Raw genomic sequence first — 16962 nt, 5'->3', positions numbered from 1 at the left:
CTTACCGGTAGCAGCGACACGCCCCGTCGCATTTGGAGCGCCCTCACCCCGAATCTGCGCAGCGCGTACCCACAACCGCAGCGTCTCGCGGCTGATCCCCAGGTCCCTCGCGATCGACGTGATCGTCCGGTCCGGCCTGGACAAGACCAACGCGACCGCGTCGGCCTTGAACTCGGGCGGGTAGTTCTTCATCACCATCAGTGACATCTCTTCCCCTGGACCTCAAGATCCAGTCTCCAAGGTGTCCACATTCAAGGGGGAACGCCCCAGCTCGTCCGCACGGGCACTCAGGAAGAACCTGATCAACGAGCCGCCACCGAACCGAGCAAACCGGGGCCCCTGTACGTCTGCTCTGGGCAAGACATGATCGAATCGTCGTGCAATGATCATTGGGCTTGTAGCGAGAAGCCGTAGTGGCGCCGCAAGTGGGAGGCCTTGCCGCAGCAGGAGCAGCAGGAATGGTCATGGGCTGCAAAATCACTGCGGGCTTCGCGGCGTAAGACTGCGACAGGGGAAAACCGGTACAGCGGGTGGGATTACCGTCACCCTAAGCCGAGAACTTCGACCTCGTGACCGCAAAGGCCGCCCCAGCGCAGGGTGGCGGCACGAGAAGAGGGACTCGACCATGCCCAAATACCTGATTCAGGCGACCTACACCGCAGATGGCCTCAAAGGAGTGTTGCAAGATGGCGGCACCGGACGCCGGCAAGCGGTGGAGCGCATGACGGAAAGCGTCGGCGGCCGGGTCGAGCAGATGTATTTCGCGTTCGGCGAGACAGACACGTATGTGATCGTCGACCTGCCGAGCAATGCGGCTTCGGCCGCTGTGGGTCTCACGATATCGGCGTCTGGGGCGGTACGGACGAAGACGGCTGTCCTGCTGACGCCAGAGGAGATCGACGATGCCGCGCGGATGGAGGTGGCATACCGGGCTCCTGGCGCGTGACAGCCGGGTGATTGCGGGGAGCGGACACCAGCAGGCCAGGTCCTTGCCAGTGAGATCGCACCGGATCGAGTCTCTGCTTGGGTAACCGGATAACCCGGCGCCGTATGCGACTGCGGCCCGGAAGCCGGTGACTGCGTGTCGGCGGCGGACAGCCACAGATCGGACGGCCGGCTCACCCCTTCCGGTCATGGACGATGGGCGGTAGTCGCTCCGTCGGCACAGGGTTGCCCCACTCGTCAGCGGGTCAGCGCACTGTCAGGCCGATAAGCAGCAACCCACTTCTAGTCCGGTGACCGCAGGTGAACCCTGCAAGGCTAATGACCGCTTTGACCCGGCCGGCAGAAAGAGAGCACTGGTGAGTCGTGCAACGCCGGCGAACTATGCCTGGTTCATCGAGGAGTACGAGAAGGACAGCGACCTGATCGGGGTGACGTTCGTGCAGGGCCTGTCTCCCGAGGAGGCGCTGCACCGGATCGGCGCCACCCCCGGTGACGTCTCCCGCGAATGAGGCATCGCTGCCTACGCGGCAGACGGAGGAGCGGTCCTGATCCAACTACCACTGCCAGGCTCTCCCGGAGGCGCTCTCCCAGGGGACGGAGACGGCCAGACTCATCACCGGCATCGCCATGGACGAGCACTTCGTCTACTCGGTCGACGGAGTGGTGACCACACGGAGTCCTTGCCGAGTTCGGCGCGGCGGTCGTTGAGCGGGCTTTCCAGCGCGCAGGCTTTGGCGAACAGTTCGGGTTCGTCGCGGCGCTGGTCGGCCCAGGCGTTCAGCCGGTGAAACGGGCACGTCATTGCGAATATCCGGTAACGGTGCCGGCCGGTGAGCGGAGATCTGATGGTGCTCGGGTCGGTTGAGACAGGTGTCGGCTCTGTAGCGGGACAGGCCTCTGGCAGGCTGATGATGTGACAGGGAGTGCATCGGAACCTGGTGACCGGTTCCGAGATCGGCGCGAACGGAAGTACGGGTACGACTTCATCGACGAGGTGTTGGTGCGCTGTCCTCGGTGCGATGGATGCGCTGTCGTCTTGGCGCATCCGGGGACGCTTGAGGACGGCGAAACGGCTTCCATCGAGGCCATGAACTTCCGTCGCCGCTTGCGCTGTGGGGAGTGTGGCTACTTCAAGGACGAGACAGTCAGTTCCGCTGTCGTCGGCGGTCCTGTTGATCCCTTCTTTCAGAAGCCGGTGTGGTTGCAGGCGAGTTGCTGCGGACATGTGCTGTGGGCCTATGACGTCCGGCATCTCAATCTGTTGGAGGCCTATGTGGCAGCGAAGCTGCGCGAACGTGGAGACCTTACGGCCGGGGCTCCGGCAAGTCTGGTAGAGCGCTTGCCCACGTGGCTCAAGACCGCCAAGAACCGCGCCGAGGTGTTGCGGACGATTGGGCGCTTGCGCTTGACGCTGCCCGCTGACGGATAGCGGGGTCACGAGCCGTCCTCCCCGTCTGGTTGGCTTCTGGGAATGCGCAGGCTCTCTCCCAAGGCCGTGAGGGAGACGAAGACGCTGTTGCCGCCGAACTCGTTCGGGGTGGGTCCGGCCGGGGTCGGGTGTTGGCGAGGCGTTCGGCGAGGGCCGCGCCTGCGTCGCGGTCTCCTTCGAGAGCTTCGCGTTCATCGTCGGTGAGGTCGAGTTGCTCAAGCATCTGATCGATGCCGTCCTTGACGGCCAAGAGCTGCCCTGCGTTCGACTGTTTGAGCAGGTAGAACGGGCAGCGGGCGCAGACGAGCCGGTGCGGGCATTTGGCGAAGAAGTCGTAGCTGCACAGTAGTCGTCGCCCAGGTCGTAGTACTTCCATGGTTGTCCGGTCGCGGCGGCGCCGGTGAGGATGCTGTCGCGGTCGATGAGGACCTCGATGGTGCGGACGTTGCGGGCGATGTAGTCGGCCTTGCGGTAGGCGGCGGTGAGGGTGCGTTGGAGGATCTTGGCGTAGTAGCGGGTGCTGGCCGCGTGCTTATGGCCGAGCCACTGCTGGAGATCGGCGAGAGTTAGCGGTTCGCGGGCGTTGAGGAGCTGGGTGGCGATCGTCGTGCGGGCGCGATGGCTGGTCAAAGCGCCGCGAGAGTCACTTTCCGGGATTTGAGGCGCCTAGCAGATTCCGGACAGTCGGCTACATAAGCTGACAGAAGTTTGGAAGAGGTAGGTAGGTACGTGACGAGGCGTCGCAGGCAGTTCTCGCCCGAGGTCAAGGAAGAAGCCGTCCGCATGGTGCTGGAGGCGATCGCACGGTCGCGGCGGTGGCCCGAGAGTTCGGCATCAACGCCAGCACCTTGGGCAGCTGGGTGACTGGGCATCGGGTCGTGCACGGCCAAGACGAGCAGCCGGTCTCCGGGCCGGAGCGGGCCCGGATCCGGGAGCTGGCGCGAGAAAACGCCGAGCTGCGCGAGAAACCGGCGTTCCTGAAAAAGCGGCCGCCTTCTTCGCGGCCGAGAGTCGATGACGCTCGCCAAGTACGAGCTGATCGATGCGGAGAAGGCCCACCCCGCCATCGTCAAGATGCGCACCTGGTTGAACGTGTCCCGCTCGGGCTACTACGACTCGGGCTACTACGAATGGCGCGAGCGGCCGACCTCGGCCACCGCACAAAGCCGCGCGCTGCTCACCCAGCCGGCCGCCGAGGTTTTCGCCGAGTCGCACGAAACCTATGTCCATCGGCGGGTCCACGCCGCCCTGCTGCGCCGGGGCGAGCTGCCCGGCCGAACTAGTCCGCGCGTTGATGTGCGAGCAGGGCCTGTCCCCGGCCCAGACGCGGGCGTTTCGGCCCACCACCACCGCGCAAGGCGACTTTCACGGCATCCCCGACCTACCCGGCCGCGACTTCACCGCCGAACGGCCGGGCACCAAGCTGGTCGGCGACATCACCTATATCCCCACCTGGGAAGGTTTCCTCTATCTGGCCACCGTCGTCGACTGTCACAGCAAGGCGGCCCTCGGCTGGGCGAGGGCCGACCATTACCGCACCGAGCCGATCAAGGGCGCGTTCCGGACGGCGGCCGGCACCGGCCTGATCGAGCCCGGTGCCGTCTTCCACTCCGACCGCGGCTCGAACTACACCTCCGATGAGTTCGGCCGCTTGCTGACCGGCCTGGGCATCCGCCGCCCGGCCGGCCGCACCGATGTCTGCTACGACAACGCGATGGCCGAGTCGTTCTTCAACGCGATCAAGAACGAATGGTTCCATCGCTTCGTGTTCGCCACCCGCGCCAAGGCGAAAAAGCAGGTCATCCGCTATATCGAAGGGTTCTTCAACCTGCGGCGCCCGCACTCTGCGCTCGGCTACCGGCCGCCCCTCGAAGTGCTCAACGAGTCCCTTCCGTCCCGACCAGCCGCATAGGCTACGCCCGTAAGATGGCTGTCCGGAATCTCCGTGGCCCCTCACTACGGTTCGAGGGTATTGCCAGCTGGTCAGTCGTCGCATCGTTGTGGGAGATTAATCGAGTGAGCCCCGTAGATCCGAAGTCCTGGTTTGACCATCTTTCTCTGTCGCAACAGATCATCACAATTATTGCGTCGTTGGTCGGCCTCACAGGAGGAGTGACCCTTCTCCTTGTTGAGCCTCCTGCATGGCCCGCGGTCTTCTTGATCCTTGCCTTTGTCCTCTTCAGCGCGGCAATCCTTTACAATATCCCACGCATCCGAGCGTGGGTTGGTAGCGGATACCAGCTTTATGCGGGCTTCTTTCTGGTGTTCAAATCAGTGTCCGGTGAGTTTGAGACCACCTTCTTCCGCGTGGCTGGGCTGATTGTGGGCGTATCTCTGCTGGTGCACCTGGTCATTCGCGGGGTGATCATGCAGCGGCGGCGGAACTCGCACCGCACTATCCCGCAGCCCGACTGATCACTTGGGCTGTACCACCCTGGCAATCCCCTGAAACCGTAGAGACTTTTCTATGCGGCGATGAGCTGCTGACGTCTCGCCGTGGTGGCCGCTCGGGCAGCCATGATCCGCTGTTCGTAGACGATCGGTGGTAACCCGTCAGCGGCGCTGTGACGGCGGCGGGTGTTGTAGAAATCGGCGATCCAGGTGGCGATCCTCACCCGGGCCTCGGCCCGGGTGGCGAAACGATGCCGATGGACGAACTCGACCTTGAGCGTGGCATTGAACGACTCAGCCACCGCGTTGTCCAGCGCGCAACCGACCCGGCCCATCGACTGCACCACACCCCAGTAGCGGCAGGCAGCCTGGAAGCGGGCGGCGGTGTACTCGCTACCACGATCGGTATGGAAGATCACCCCGTCGACGTCGCCGTCACGGGTAACCGCGGCCATCTGCAACGAGGCGACCGCGAGTTCAGCGTCGTGATGCTCGGACATGGCATAGCCGAGCAGCCGACGGGAGAACAAATCCTCCACCGTGGCCAGATACAGCTTGCCCTCATCGGTGACGATCTCGGTGACATCACCGCACCACAGCACATCCGCAGCGACGGCGATGAACTGGCGGTGCACCAGGTCCGGTGCCGCCGGCCTCTTGCCCTGGCACGTCAACGATCGAGGTGTTCGCCGCATCCGGCCTGCCAGGCCAAGCTCAGCCATCCGCGCCGCGACCGTGTTGGCCGAGACCCGCCAGCCGCGCTCGCGCAGGTCGCCAGTGATGCGCGGGGACCCGTAGGTGGCGCCGGAGGCCTCGAACGCGGCAGCGATCGCCGTATCCAGATCCTCGCGCCGTTGCCGGCGAGGTCCCGGCCGGTGATCTCGCCATTTGTAAAACCAGGACTGCGAGACCTCCAGGATCCGGCAGGCCACCGCGTGAGGAACGCCATGCTCGGTCTTCTGGGAGGCGATGAAGGCCGCCACGCTCACCGGCCCGTCGCCTCCTTCACCCACAAGACCACCGAGCGCTTGAGGACTGTGAGGATGGATGACGTGCCGCCTGGCGCCGGGGTCTGACCCAGTTTGAGACTGGCTGCGATGCCTTCGTGATGACCTGTCGCCCTGGCGCCGGCGGTGCTGCCGTATCGGGTGGGGATGTGTCCCCATAGGGGCCTTGCCATGCACCGTCACAGTCCTGACCACCCCGCCTGATCGGCATCCATCACCACCGTGCCCTCAGGAGAGCCCCGTGACCGTTGCCACCGCCGAGCCCGCCGCATCCGATGTCCCCCCTCAGGACGAGGAGATCATCCTCGGCGTGGATACCCATACCGGCGCCCACGTCGCCGCTGTGATCACCGTCCTGGGCGTCCTGCTCGGCACTCGCGCCTTTGCGGCCACCGCCCGCGGCTACGCCGAGCTGCTGGACTGGAGCCGCAGCCACGGGCGGCTGCACCGCGCCGGCGTGGAGGGCACCAGCTCCCACGGCACCGCCCTGACCCGCTACCTGCGCCGTCACCAGGTACGGGTGATCGAGGTCAACCGGCCCGACCGGGCCACCCGCCGCCAGCGCGGCAAGACCGACGCCATCGACGCCGAAAACGCCGCTCGAGCGGTCCTTTCAGGACGGACCACGGCCGTGGCCAAGTCCGGCGACGGGTCGGTGGAGATGCTGCGCATATTCAAGATCGCGAAAGAATCGGCGATCAAAGCCCGCACCCAGGCCATCAACCAGCTGCGAGCCATCTTGGTCCGCGCCGACCCGCAGCTACGCGAATCCCTGACCGGGCTCGGCCCTGCCACGCTCATGCGCCGCTGCGCCGACCTGCCCGAATCCGAAGCGGACGACATTCACACCGCCGCCACCTGCGTGCTGCGCACCCTCGCCCGCCGCATCCTGACGCTCACCGAGGAGATCCGCTCCCACCAGCGGCGCATGACCGCAATCGTCGCAGACTGCGCCCCAGGGCTGCTGGAGCGGCACGGGATCGGCCCGGACACCGCCGCCGCCCTACTGATCGCCGCAGGCGATAACCCCGACCGGCTAACCAGCGAGGCCGCCTTCGCCGCCCTATGCGGAGTCAACCCGATCGAGGCCTCCTCCGGCAAAACCACCCGCCACCGGCTCAACCGCGGCGGCGATCGGCGCGGCAACAGCGCGCTCTACATCATCGTCCTTACCCGTCTGAGCCGTGACCAGCGCACCCGCAACTACGCCGAACGCCGCACCACCGAAGGCAAATCCAAGAAAGAGATCATCCGCTGCCTCAAGCGCTACGTCGCTCGCGAGGTCTTCCCGATCATCGCAGCAGCCCTGTCACCAGCACCGCCTCCATCGACCGCCGCTTGACAACCATAGGGGCGTCATCACGCTCCATCTCCAGTTCAGCGCGTTCCTTGGCCCACTCAGCCCGCTGCCGGCGCAGCCGGACCAGCTCTTCGCGCTCGGACTCGGTCAGTTCCCCACCGGTGTCCTGCTCACGGGCCAGGCGGTCCATCTGCATCCAGTTGGCCAGCGTGCCCGCGTTGATCCCCAGGTCCTTGGCGACCGAGGCGATCGATTTCCTGGTCTCGTGCACGATACGCACCGCACCCGCACGAAACTCCGGATCGAAACTACGTCTGGTCTCTCCCACGATCCGACCTCCCCCTTAGGCCAGATCTCCACAGTACGAGGGGAGGGTCACCCTCACGATCGCCTGGCTCTGGCTGATCTCTGCCCAGGGCTGGGGCGATCGCCGATCCGGCGCTCCGTTCCCCAGCACCGACTCACCGAACACGGGAGAGGACGGCTGAGGACAGCACTGCAACGAGCACTGCAACAAAAGCACACAACGGCTCATGCCCACATCCGCCCAACACTGGTCAGAGCCGAGCTGAGAACTCCTGATCACGGCCCGGATGGCCCTGATAAGGAAGAGGCCCACGGACGGCGCGCCTGTCGCAGGGGTGTCGGTGGATCTGCTCATGGTGTAGTCCCCAGCCGGTTTCGTAAAGCCTGAGCATTGGGGCAGGTCTAAGATCAACTCATGCGAACCGGCTATAACGAGGCTTTGGCGATGCTCGGGTACGTGTTGGGCATGGCCGCCTCGTCCCTGCTCATCGAATGGGCACACAAGAGTGACCGGGAGTCACTCAGCGAAGTTCTACGCATGTGCTCCCTGTTGTTCGAGGTCGCATTTCTCTTCGGGTTGGTCCGGCTTCTCTTTTGTGGTTTGCGGTCGGGCGGTCGATTCCTCATGCGTCGGTGGCGGGCGACGGACTCGCAGGCCTCTCCCGGATCGCCGAGCCATTAGGGACGGTCGACAGCGGTCAGTCACGCTCACTCGCGGGGTGCCCATCACCCAGCTCATGGCCTGGACGGCCTGCGCTCGGACCGATTTGCAAGCAGGATGTCAACGGTTCCCCTGGATCGACCGGTCCGCGTGCCGAGGGTGCTGCCCTCGTCCCGCAGATCGTCGACCTTGATCCACCTGAGGAAGGTTGTGTCCCGTGTTCGGCGAGATCGTCGCGCGTTACGCAGAGTTGATCGACTTGATGACGTGGGAGAGTGTCGCTTACACGGTGACGATCCCCGACTACGGCGTTCTGACCGTCGAGGACGCGGTGTGCCGGCTTGGTTTCGATGCTGCCGCAATGCGCGCTCCAGGAGAGGCTCAGCCGGATGACCTCGCCATTCAACAGGTCGGTACGGGCATCGTCACGTGGTCGAACAACCCTTGCGACGACAGTAGGGAGGTGACGAATCGACTCGGCGGCGAAGGCTTCCGGCACTGGTATCTGGCCGGAGACATCGAAGGCAACACCACCATGTATGTGCGCTACGGCGACAGCGACGGGCAACTCGATTTCCCGGAGCCTGGTTGGACGCCTTTCACTGCCTGGACAGACCATCTCGGCCCGTTGGCTCCCTATGCAGGGACTTTCGCTGTTGTCTACGACACTTGGGAGGACGACCTCGAGATGTGCATTGAGGGCACGTGTCTGGCGGTGATCGAGCTGGAAAGCGGTGTCCGGCTGGACACGGGTTTATGGAATGGCTCGAAGACATATCTGCCGATGTCCAGGTGACTTTCGCCTGGCCTCCGCTCCCCCGTAACGTCTCATACGGACTTCACCCACGAACGGGTATTCGCCGGCATTCCGGGTTCGGTTTGAACGAGCTGGTTCAATTCCTCCTCGCACCCGTGAACCTGAGTCGGCGGATGCGGCGGTGAGTTCCTCGGCTCTGATCCGGTCGATGCATCGGAGCGCGCAACGCCATCTGAACAGCCGAATCATGCCCACCACCCACAAGACGATGCCGTAGACGAACGGTCCGGGAAAGACGGAGCCCACGATTTCCAGGAACGTGAGGAGGGACACAAGATGATCACAAGGTCCTGTCCGCCACCTCGAAGGCTCCTCCGGATGTGATCGCCATGGGTTGCAGTCCGGGTTGCGGTTCCCCGCCGCGCCAGTCCGTTCCAGAAGGATCGCCGACGGGCGTTGGTCCAGGTGGGACCGTCCTGAACGATGGCGCCCCGAGCTGCTGATGCGGTTTGGACAAGGACACTGGATCCGTGTCCGCTGCGTGCCCGTCAGGAGGGTGACTACGAGGGAATCACGGGACTTACGGACACGGCCAAACCGCCTTTGGCCTGGAGCGCAGCAGGCCAGAGGATTACGTACCGAGATCTTCCGAACCGGCTCATCCGATCATCGAAAAACCGAAAGACCGCCGCCCGGTAGGCAGACGAAGCGTAAATCGTCAGGACCGCGGGTGCTCCACGCCTCGTATTGAGAATCGGGCTTCACGTTCAGGTGCGTCCCGGCGTCGAAGACCAACCGCAGCGCACCAGAATTGAAGGCAACCGATGACACGATTGTCGCGCCGAAGAGAGCCAGGGCCGGTGCCACCTCCTGGCGCTCAGGGGTCAGATGGACCGGCTCTGCATCGGGAGCGCTCAGTGAGCCGCTGGTGAGCGTCGCTGTGGACTCGATGTTCACTTGGGCGTCACCGTCGAGGAGCAACGTCAACTGATAACTCACCCGTACTTGGACCACCTGCATCCCCCGGTAGGGCAGAAGCCAACGGTCCTCCAGCTCAGTCAGATCTGCCGGTGTGTTCACAGTGCCGTCTGAGCGCATGACCGCTTCCCGGATCAGCGGGTCGGGAGCCGCATGATCCCTCCTCCGGTGGTTTACCGAGATCACCATCCGAAGCGTCTCGTCGCCGTGCGGAAGCACATAGGCGAGAACTTTGTACTCCTGGCCATCCTCACCGGTGACGTTCTCCCAATCCTTGTCACCGTTCTTTTCCATCACGGCGAGCTCGCCGTAGCGCGCGACACGTCGCCACCGGTCCAGGTACTCCTCCGCGATCCCCGCCGCGACCTTCTCGTTCAGCTTCACCGGATCATCCTGCTGTTCGTGCCATCAGCGTGCCATCAGCCAGGGTGACGAGGGGTCAACCACGGTTACTCACGACCGGCCTGACGCCCAGGTCAGCCGCCCTACGAGGCGTGATCCATACACTTCCCGAGCTGACAGTACTGTGGCTGTACAGCCACAGACACAGCCATGAGAGCGAACGACGCCGGAACCCGGCGAACGTCCACGGACACCGCGCCCGCAGGCCAGAGCCTCAGAGCTCGATCGAATCGATTTCTTCTAATCCGTAGGTTCAGGGTTCGAGTCCCTGACCGCCCACCCGTAATGACCTGGGCAGACTCCCGGATCTCGTGATGGGATGCCTGCCGGGGTGCAGTTGTCAGCAGCGGGTTGGGGCCGGTGGGATCAGCACCGTCCGCTTTCCCTTGCCCTTCGGCTTCACGAACGCCCAGCCGCCAATGCCGCATCAGGCACGTGAATCAACAACGCCGCCTGTCAGGGGCCCGCTCAAGAAGTCCTGTGTCAGGACGACGCCGGTCAGCCGAGCCGCGAGCAGTAGAGCTCCATCTATCGTCGGGCGATGGGCGTTGACGTCCTCCTCGTCGTCTCGCCGGTGTTCGGGATCGAAGCCCGCCTCCATCATCGCGGCCACCAGACGATCCGGATCACTGCCGTACCGTCGTGCAGGGTGCATGTAGTTGAAATACGTCACCAACCCTCCATCAACGGCATACACGAAGTCGTTGGCATAGTGGTCGTGTCGTAAGACGGACACGGCCTCTGTCCCGGCCGACAGCGCCCGCAGGACATCAGGTTCTGTTGCCTGCCAGCCGTACGCCTCGATGAGCACGGTCCAGTCATCCAGACGCCCGGCAAGGACCATGTCCTCGAACAGTCCCTCATCCATCAACGTCTCGTAGGTCAGCGGCCGGATGCTCTCCTCCCTGGCGCCCATGCGCCGAAGTGCCTCAGCCTCATCGAGCCCCCTTACGAAGGTCAGACACCACAGATCGCCCAGCTCGTCTTCCTCGACCAGCCGAGCGATGTCCGCGTGAGTGGTCTCCACCTGCGACACTCCTCGTCTCTGCGCTCCTCAGGAACACCGTCAAGGTAACGATCAGAACCGAGAGGCGTGCCCTCCGCCTGCCCTACAGCTCACGACCTGCCCTACAGGTCACGGCGTTTGCCTCCGGCGGGGGCGGTCCGGCTCCAGATGATTCCCATCGGTCCGCCGGGTCACGCCTAAGCAAGCGATCATGGTGCCTACTCCTGCAAAGCGGAAGATCAGGCGTGATCGCCGTGCCATTAGCGTGCCGTCAAGGGCGGTGATCAGGGGGAATCACGGGGACTCGGTTCGTGGTTCTTGCCGTGGTCGGACGTGTTTCCCCAGGTGATCAGACCGATTTGCAAGCAGGATGCCATGCAAGGAAGCCCGCCGTTCCCGGGATGGGCCGACCGGGCGGTCTACGAGCCCACCCCGGCCAGGGAGGACCTGGCGTGTGGCTCTACCGCGGCCCGATCGACTGCTGACTGGCAACTTTGGTTGCCACCCGCCGCCGTCGTCGGCCTGTTTCGGGAATCCGCCTTCCCGCCACACGTTCGTCGGTAACCGCCGTTACCGCCTCTCGCCGGCGACCTGTTTCGGGACCCCTCCTTCCCGTCACAAGTCCGCCGGCAAGCCGATCCGGCCGAGCTGGTGGTCGAGGACCGCGGCCGCCTCCGCGACGCCCAGTTCCCCGACCAGCACGCCGTCGGCCAGGCCGCGCGCGAGCCCGAGAAGCACGTGGGCCTCGGCGCCGGCATCGACGCCGGGTTCCGAAGCGGTGGCGGCCACGAGCGCGGTGATCTCGCGATGGACCGCGTCGCCGCCTGCGCGGTACAGCCCGCGTACATCAGGGTCGGCGACGGCCCTGGCCAGAAACGCGTGTCCGGCGAGCAGGAGCACGGGATCGCGCGCGCCCAGTTCGACGACGGCGAGCAGCGTGCGCCGCAGCGTGTCGGCCGGGCTGTCGGCGTCCCGCAGCGCCGCGCGAACATGGCGCTCGATCTCCTGCCTGAGCAGGTGTGCGCTCGCGCGCAGCAGGTCGGCCTTCGCCGCGAAATAGTGCTGCACGAGCCCTTTGGAGACGCCGGCCTCCTGGGCGACCCGCCCGATGCTCACACTGGCCAGACCGTCCCGAGCGCACAGTCTGAGGGCGGCATGGGCGATCTCCGCCCGCCGCGCCGCGTGGTCCACCTGCTTCGGCACGGTCCGGCCTCCTCCTTTTGCGATACGAGTGTATCGTGATATTGATGCAATACGATCGTATTGTGAAAGGCGAACGGAGGATCCCGTACGTGAACGACTTCAACGGCTCCGTGGCACCCAACATCGGAGCCGCGTTCCGCCGGCGGCGGCTCGGCCACTTCCGCGATGCGCCCGCCTTCGCGCGCTACCGGAACGCCTACGACCGGGCCATGGCCGAGCTTCCCGAACCCGATCAGATCCAGGACGTGGCGACTCACTTCGGGACCGTCCGGGTCTATCGCTTCGGCGCCGGCGACGGCGTACCGCTTCTCCTGCTGCCAGGACGCACCGCGTCCACCCCGTTGTGGGAGTCGAACCTGGTCGGCCTCACCGCCCATCGGCCGGTTTACACGGTCGACCTGCTCGGCGAGCCTGGCCTCTCGGTACAGACCCGGGCGTTCGCGAGCGCGGCCGACCAGGCCGACTGGCTGGCGGAGCTGCTGGCCCGGCTCGGCCATGACCGGGTGCACCTCGTCGGAGTGTCCATTGGCGGATGGAGCGCTTTCCACCTCGCCCTGCGCGTCCCAGAGAAGATCGCCTCAGTGAGCCTGCTCGATCCCGCCATCCTTTTCGGCCGGATCACCTGGAAGGTCGTCGTCGTTTCGCTGGGCTCGGTGGTGCCGTTCTTCCCCGAGTCGTGGCGCCGGAGGCTGCTGAGCTGGATCTCCGGCGGAGCCGACGCCTCCGATGACGAACCCGTCGCCAACCTGATATCGGCCGGGATGCGGGACTTCACCGCCTTCCTGCCGCCGCCGACGTACCCCACGGACGATGAGGTGGCCGGGGTCGACGTGCCGGTGCTCGCCCTGATCGCCGGGCGCAGCATCATCCACGATCCACGCAAGGCCGCCCTGCGTGCCCGCCGCCTGCTCGCCCGTGGCGTCGTCGAGCTGTGGCCGGACGCCTCCCACGCCATCAACGGCGAGTTCCCCGAGCGCGTCAACGCCCGGGTCCTCGCCTTTGTCGACGAGATCGACCGCACCGGGCAGGACGCTTGGCGCGGAACGGTGCCGCCGCGCCGGGTGCTCATCCACATGATCGAGGAGTACGCCCGGCACAACGGCCACGCTGACCTGCTCCGCGAGCGCACCGACGGAACGGCGGGCCTGTGAGGGTCCCCGTACCGCGTCGGGTCCACGCGGTACGGGCGTGTGCGGTTCGGCATCCCGCGCCGTCGCCGGCCAGGACCGCGTGGGCGACCTCGGCGAGCGGCTGCCTGGCCGGCGGGCATGAGGGCAGAAGCAGCCGGACCAGACCTTGATGCGTACGGTCACGACGAGCTCCCTTCAGCGGGCGAGCCAGGCGCGGAACGGCTCCTGTGCGCCTTCGACGGGCAGGTGCAGCGGGGACAGCCGCCACTGTTCGACGGGGACGGCGAACAGGTCGTAGGAGGAGGCGTAGTCGAATCCGGCAGCCGCGGCGGCGTGCCGGTCGGCGGCGAAGACGATCCGGCTGATGCCGGACCACAGGGCGGTCACGTAGCAGAGCGGGCAGGGCTCGCCCGAGGCGAGCAGCGTGGCGGCGGCGAGGGCGTAGGTGCCGTGTTCGCGGGCCGCCTCGCGCAGGGCGACGATCTCGGCGTGCGCGGTCGGGTCGCGGTGCGCCCGGACCCGGTTGATGCCTGTGCCGAGTACGGTTCCGGTGTCGTCCACGACGAGCCCGGCGAAGGGGATGCCGCCGGCGTGGACCTCGGCGGTGGCCAGGGCGAGGGTCTGGGTCAGGCGCTCGGTGAGCCATGGCGGCTCGGTGGCGTTCGGCATCGCGGCTCAGATCCCTGCGGCGATCTTGAGGAGGACGACGCCGCCGATGATCGCGGCGAACGAGCCGAGCTTGGCCGGGGTGATCTTCTCCTTGTAGATGAGGGCGCCGAGGATGACGGTGCCGATGGAGCCGACGCCGGTCCAGATGGTGTAGCCGACGCCGACGTCCAGCGTCTTGAGCGCCAGGCTCAGGGTGTAGATGCCGCCGGCGGCCGACAGCAGGGTGAAGACCGACGGCCACAGGCGGGTGAAGCCTTGGGTGGCGTTGGTGCCGAGGGCGAAGCCGATCTCGAAGACGATCGCGACGGAGAGGTAGATCCAGGCCATGATGGGGTTTCCTTCAGGTGTGGGGTGGCGGGGCGGGGTGGTCAGGCGGCGGAGGGGTTGTCGGCGGTCGGGCGGTCGGAGAGTTTGAGGCCCAGGACACCGCCGATGATCAGGACGAAGGCCAGGATCTTCCAGAGGGTGAACTCCTCACCGAAGATCAGGGCGCCGAGCACGACGGTGCCGACCGAGCCGATGCCGGTCCAGATGGTGTAGCCGACGCCGACGTCCAGGGTTTTGAGCGCCAGGCTGAGGAAGAAGATGCCGGCGGCTGCCGCGGCGGCTGTGAGCAGGGACGGGCCCAGCTGGGTGAAGCCTTCGGTGGCGTTGGTGGCCAGGGCGAAGACGACTTCGAAGACGGCTGCGATGAGCAGGTAGATCCAGGCCATGAGGGATGCTCCTATATGCATGTACGTGCAAGTTCCTGACGGGACAGAATGTTGCATGTACATGTATGCTTCTGTCAAGCCGGTCCTGGGAAGGACCGGGAAGGTCCTACGGACGAAGAGGTGTCATGACTCCCACCGCCCCCGCCCCGGCCGCCGCGCCGCCCGGCTCGGACCTCGCCGCGACCTGGCAGCACATCCTGCTGCTGCACGCCCGCGTGGAGCACAAACTCGCCGCCGCGTTGCAGCGGCGGCACGGCATCGGCCTGTCGGAGTTCCGCGCGCTGGGCCATCTGGCCGCCTCCCCCACCTCCGAGCTGCGCATGCAGGAGCTGGCCGACAAGGTCGGGCTCAACCAGAGCTCGGTGACCCGCCTGGTCGCCCGACTGAACGCGGCGGACTTCGCCGTCCGGGATCTGTGCCCGGACGACAAGCGGGGGGTCTACACGGTCATCACCGAGACAGGCCGGGCCAGACACGCCGAGGCGAGCCGGACCTACGAGGACACGCTGAGCAGCGCCTTGCACGAGGCGGGACAGGCGGACCCGCACCTCGCTGCCGCCCTCACGACACTGTGCCTACAGGTGAGCGTCTCGCAACCCGGACCGGACCAGAGGGCGGGACAACCGCGATAGCCCGGATCCGAAGATCACAATTACTCTGCCTGCGGCCCGCGGGTCCGCATGCGCCGTTGGTCGACCCGGCCAGAGAAGTCCCTGCTGCTCGTAGTAGCGCAGCAGCCGCTCATGGACTCCCGTACGACACGACAGTTCCCCGATGCGCATCGGGCCTCCGATTTGACTCTGACATGGGCGTCAGAGCTTAGCCTTCCGCGATGAAACGGACAGTTCTCACTCTGGCGTGCCTGTGCCTCAGCGTCTTCGTCGTCGGCACCGCCGAGTTCCTGGTCGCGGGGCTCCTACCGCAGATCAGCGCCGACCTGCGGGTTTCCGTCCCGGTGGCCGGGCAGGCGGTGACGGCCTACGCGCTCGGCGCGGTGGTCGCCGGCCCCTGCTGCCGTTCCTGCAGCGTCCTCAGCGGGACGAGTCGGAACTCGACGCGGCCCAGGACCGAGCCGGATCTGCCCTGGCGGAGGCGATGGGCACGCGGGAACGGCGCGCCGGCGCGGACCCGGTGGCTCCCGCTGCTCCGCTGCCGTCGCGCGTCGGTCCGGCTGTGACGTGTCGCCAGGTCAGATGGATCCGCACAGCCTCTTGAGCTCCGCGACGTCTGTATTGATATCCGCGATCACCTGGTTGGGATCACCGCCGGTCATGCCGGTCAAGCGGAAGTTCAGTTCCTGGAATTCGGCGACCAGTCGACTGATCTTCGCCCCCACCACTCCTTGCGCGTCGAGGACTGCGCCCATCAGGTCGGTGTATGCCTGGTGAGCCGCGGCTGCCTGACTGCTGCGGATGGTCCCGGCGTTCCGGTGGTATGCGGTCAGCGCCGCGGCCGCCTCGTCGCAGCCGCCGGGCCGGACCGCCGACAGCAGTGGGGAGGGAACCGGTACCACTTCCGTGGGGCTTGGCATCGGCGGCTGGGGCGTGCTGGGCTCAGGCGATGGACTCGGGGTCGGCGGCATCAAGTAGGCGATCAGCGCGACCACGGCGGCAATCGCACCCGCCAGAGCGCTCACTGCCGTCCAGTTCAGGCGCGAGCCTGCTCCTCCTCCGCCCGCCGCCGGCGGCTGCGCTGATCCGTTCTCCGTCATGTCCTCATCGTGGCCGAGCCGCCGAGCCCGGTCCAGAATGCCTCCTGTTGATCTTCTTGAACCGAACTCGCCGGTAAAGGCGGGGGCGGTGAAGCGGCTTCGGCGGCTGGAAAAGGGCGGCGGGAAGAGGGCGGTGGGAAGAGGGCGGTGGGAGAAACAGCGACGCCCTGTAAAGCCGTCGCTGGTGGGCGCGTGCTCGTTGCGTGCCCGATGGGGCGGTGATCAAGGGAGGGTGGCGGGGACTCATGGGCAGGGCCGTACGGCCTCTGACCAGAGGCGGAGCACGTCAGTGGACCATGAGCCGACATCTGCCGAACTGGTGGCCATGACCTGGGTGCATGTCCCCTCGTAGAG

18 protein-coding genes and 4 pseudogenes are annotated in these 16962 nt (G+C 66.0%); 11 read left to right on the top strand and 11 right to left on the bottom strand.

The window, feature by feature from the left end:
• Positions 1–207, bottom strand: a 207-nt coding sequence (locus CA984_RS19985) for a transposase (protein ID WP_423229318.1), incomplete at its 3' end; no start/stop codon positions are given.
• 418 nt (positions 208–625) lie between these two features.
• On the opposite strand from CA984_RS19985, the gene CA984_RS19980 reads away from it, so the two are divergent.
• The 5 genes and pseudogenes from CA984_RS19980 (at position 626) to CA984_RS19960 (ending at position 4789) form a co-directional block, all read left to right on the top strand.
• Positions 626–946, top strand: coding sequence for a GYD domain-containing protein (locus CA984_RS19980; RefSeq protein ID WP_086574583.1), 321 nt, complete (start codon positions 626–628; stop codon positions 944–946).
• A 355-nt stretch (positions 947–1301) separates the two neighbouring features.
• Entirely contained in the window at positions 1302–1454 is a 153-nt protein-coding gene (locus CA984_RS46320; RefSeq protein WP_165781334.1) for a DUF6461 domain-containing protein, read from the top strand.
• A gap of 578 nt (positions 1455–2032) precedes the next feature.
• Positions 2033–2374: a hypothetical protein gene (locus CA984_RS19975; protein WP_207620948.1), complete on the top strand. Its 342-nt coding sequence runs from the start codon at positions 2033–2035 to the stop codon at positions 2372–2374.
• A 729-nt stretch (positions 2375–3103) separates the two neighbouring features.
• A pseudogene (locus CA984_RS19965) lies at positions 3104–4286 on the top strand (IS3 family transposase).
• A gap of 104 nt (positions 4287–4390) precedes the next feature.
• Positions 4391–4789 carry a hypothetical protein gene (locus CA984_RS19960; RefSeq protein WP_133061719.1) on the top strand — a complete coding sequence of 133 codons (399 nt, stop codon included), beginning with the start codon at positions 4391–4393 and terminating at the stop codon, positions 4787–4789.
• A 50-nt stretch (positions 4790–4839) separates the two neighbouring features.
• On the opposite strand, the gene CA984_RS19955 is transcribed toward CA984_RS19960, so the two are convergent.
• The gene (locus CA984_RS19955) at positions 4840–5754 is read right to left on the bottom strand and encodes an IS3 family transposase (RefSeq protein ID WP_108724596.1); all 915 of its coding nucleotides are present in this window, start codon (positions 5752–5754) and stop codon (positions 4840–4842) included.
• A 259-nt stretch (positions 5755–6013) separates the two neighbouring features.
• Between CA984_RS19955 and CA984_RS19950 the strand changes: the two genes are divergently transcribed.
• Positions 6014–7114, top strand: a complete 1101-nt coding sequence (locus CA984_RS19950; protein WP_086574579.1) for an IS110 family RNA-guided transposase — start codon at positions 6014–6016, stop codon at positions 7112–7114.
• Here CA984_RS19950 and CA984_RS19945 read toward each other — a convergent pair.
• Positions 7065–7400 carry a transposase gene (locus tag CA984_RS19945; protein ID WP_207620947.1) on the bottom strand — a complete coding sequence of 112 codons (336 nt, stop codon included), beginning with the start codon at positions 7398–7400 and terminating at the stop codon, positions 7065–7067. The genes CA984_RS19950 and CA984_RS19945 overlap by 50 nt on opposite strands.
• Positions 7401–8256: 856 nt before the next feature.
• Between CA984_RS19945 and CA984_RS19930 the strand changes: the two genes are divergently transcribed.
• Positions 8257–8835: a hypothetical protein gene (locus CA984_RS19930; RefSeq protein WP_086574573.1), complete on the top strand. Its 579-nt coding sequence runs from the start codon at positions 8257–8259 to the stop codon at positions 8833–8835.
• 627 nt (positions 8836–9462) lie between these two features.
• On the opposite strand, the gene CA984_RS19925 is transcribed toward CA984_RS19930, so the two are convergent.
• From CA984_RS19925 to CA984_RS19915, 3 genes are all read right to left on the bottom strand, one after another.
• A complete protein-coding gene (locus tag CA984_RS19925; protein WP_086574571.1) occupies positions 9463–10158 on the bottom strand; it encodes a DUF6188 family protein in 696 nt (231 codons plus the stop codon).
• Positions 10159–10603: 445 nt separating this feature from the next.
• The gene (locus CA984_RS19920; protein ID WP_133061718.1) at positions 10604–11203 is read right to left on the bottom strand and encodes a DUF6461 domain-containing protein; all 600 of its coding nucleotides are present in this window, start codon (positions 11201–11203) and stop codon (positions 10604–10606) included.
• Between the two features lie 594 nt (positions 11204–11797).
• Positions 11798–12385 carry a TetR/AcrR family transcriptional regulator gene (locus CA984_RS19915; RefSeq protein WP_086574567.1) on the bottom strand — a complete coding sequence of 196 codons (588 nt, stop codon included), beginning with the start codon at positions 12383–12385 and terminating at the stop codon, positions 11798–11800.
• Positions 12386–12429: 44 nt separating this feature from the next.
• On the opposite strand from CA984_RS19915, the pseudogene CA984_RS19910 reads away from it, so the two are divergent.
• Positions 12430–13359, top strand: a pseudogene (locus CA984_RS19910) (alpha/beta fold hydrolase); the annotation flags it as partial.
• Positions 13360–13383: 24 nt separating this feature from the next.
• Positions 13384–13536: pseudogene (locus CA984_RS48005) on the top strand (mycothiol transferase); the annotation flags it as partial.
• Between the two features lie 174 nt (positions 13537–13710).
• On the opposite strand, the gene CA984_RS19905 reads toward CA984_RS48005, so the two are convergent.
• The 3 genes from CA984_RS19905 to CA984_RS19895 are packed head-to-tail and all read right to left on the bottom strand — an operon-like array spanning position 13711 to position 14897.
• The gene (locus CA984_RS19905; protein ID WP_086574563.1) at positions 13711–14184 is read right to left on the bottom strand and encodes a nucleoside deaminase; all 474 of its coding nucleotides are present in this window, start codon (positions 14182–14184) and stop codon (positions 13711–13713) included.
• A 6-nt stretch (positions 14185–14190) separates the two neighbouring features.
• Positions 14191–14511 carry a DMT family transporter gene (locus CA984_RS19900; protein ID WP_086574561.1) on the bottom strand — a complete coding sequence of 107 codons (321 nt, stop codon included), beginning with the start codon at positions 14509–14511 and terminating at the stop codon, positions 14191–14193.
• Between the two features lie 41 nt (positions 14512–14552).
• Positions 14553–14897 carry a DMT family transporter gene (locus CA984_RS19895; RefSeq protein WP_086574559.1) on the bottom strand — a complete coding sequence of 115 codons (345 nt, stop codon included), beginning with the start codon at positions 14895–14897 and terminating at the stop codon, positions 14553–14555.
• 125 nt (positions 14898–15022) lie between these two features.
• Here CA984_RS19895 and CA984_RS19890 point away from each other — a divergent pair, with 125 nt between their 5' ends.
• On the top strand, positions 15023–15529 hold the full coding sequence (locus tag CA984_RS19890; protein ID WP_086574557.1) for a MarR family winged helix-turn-helix transcriptional regulator: 507 nt from the start codon (positions 15023–15025) through the stop codon (positions 15527–15529).
• A 71-nt stretch (positions 15530–15600) separates the two neighbouring features.
• Here CA984_RS19890 and CA984_RS48000 read toward each other — a convergent pair.
• Positions 15601–15679 (bottom strand): annotated as a pseudogene (locus CA984_RS48000) (MerR family DNA-binding transcriptional regulator); the annotation flags it as partial.
• 50 nt (positions 15680–15729) lie between these two features.
• Between CA984_RS48000 and CA984_RS19880 the strand changes: the two are divergent.
• Complete coding sequence (locus tag CA984_RS19880) at positions 15730–16074, top strand: MFS transporter (RefSeq protein ID WP_086574553.1); 345 nt, start codon at positions 15730–15732, stop codon at positions 16072–16074.
• Positions 16075–16086: 12 nt separating this feature from the next.
• On the opposite strand, the gene CA984_RS19875 is transcribed toward CA984_RS19880, so the two are convergent.
• The gene (locus CA984_RS19875; protein WP_133061717.1) at positions 16087–16608 is read right to left on the bottom strand and encodes a hypothetical protein; all 522 of its coding nucleotides are present in this window, start codon (positions 16606–16608) and stop codon (positions 16087–16089) included.
• Positions 16609–16962: the final 354 nt, after the last annotated feature.

It is taken from the genome of Streptosporangium minutum (assembly GCF_002149035.1).
GTDB classification, from domain to species: Bacteria; Actinomycetota; Actinomycetes; order Streptosporangiales; family Streptosporangiaceae; genus Streptosporangium; species Streptosporangium minutum.
This window is presented reverse-complemented; position numbering and strand designations above follow the sequence as displayed.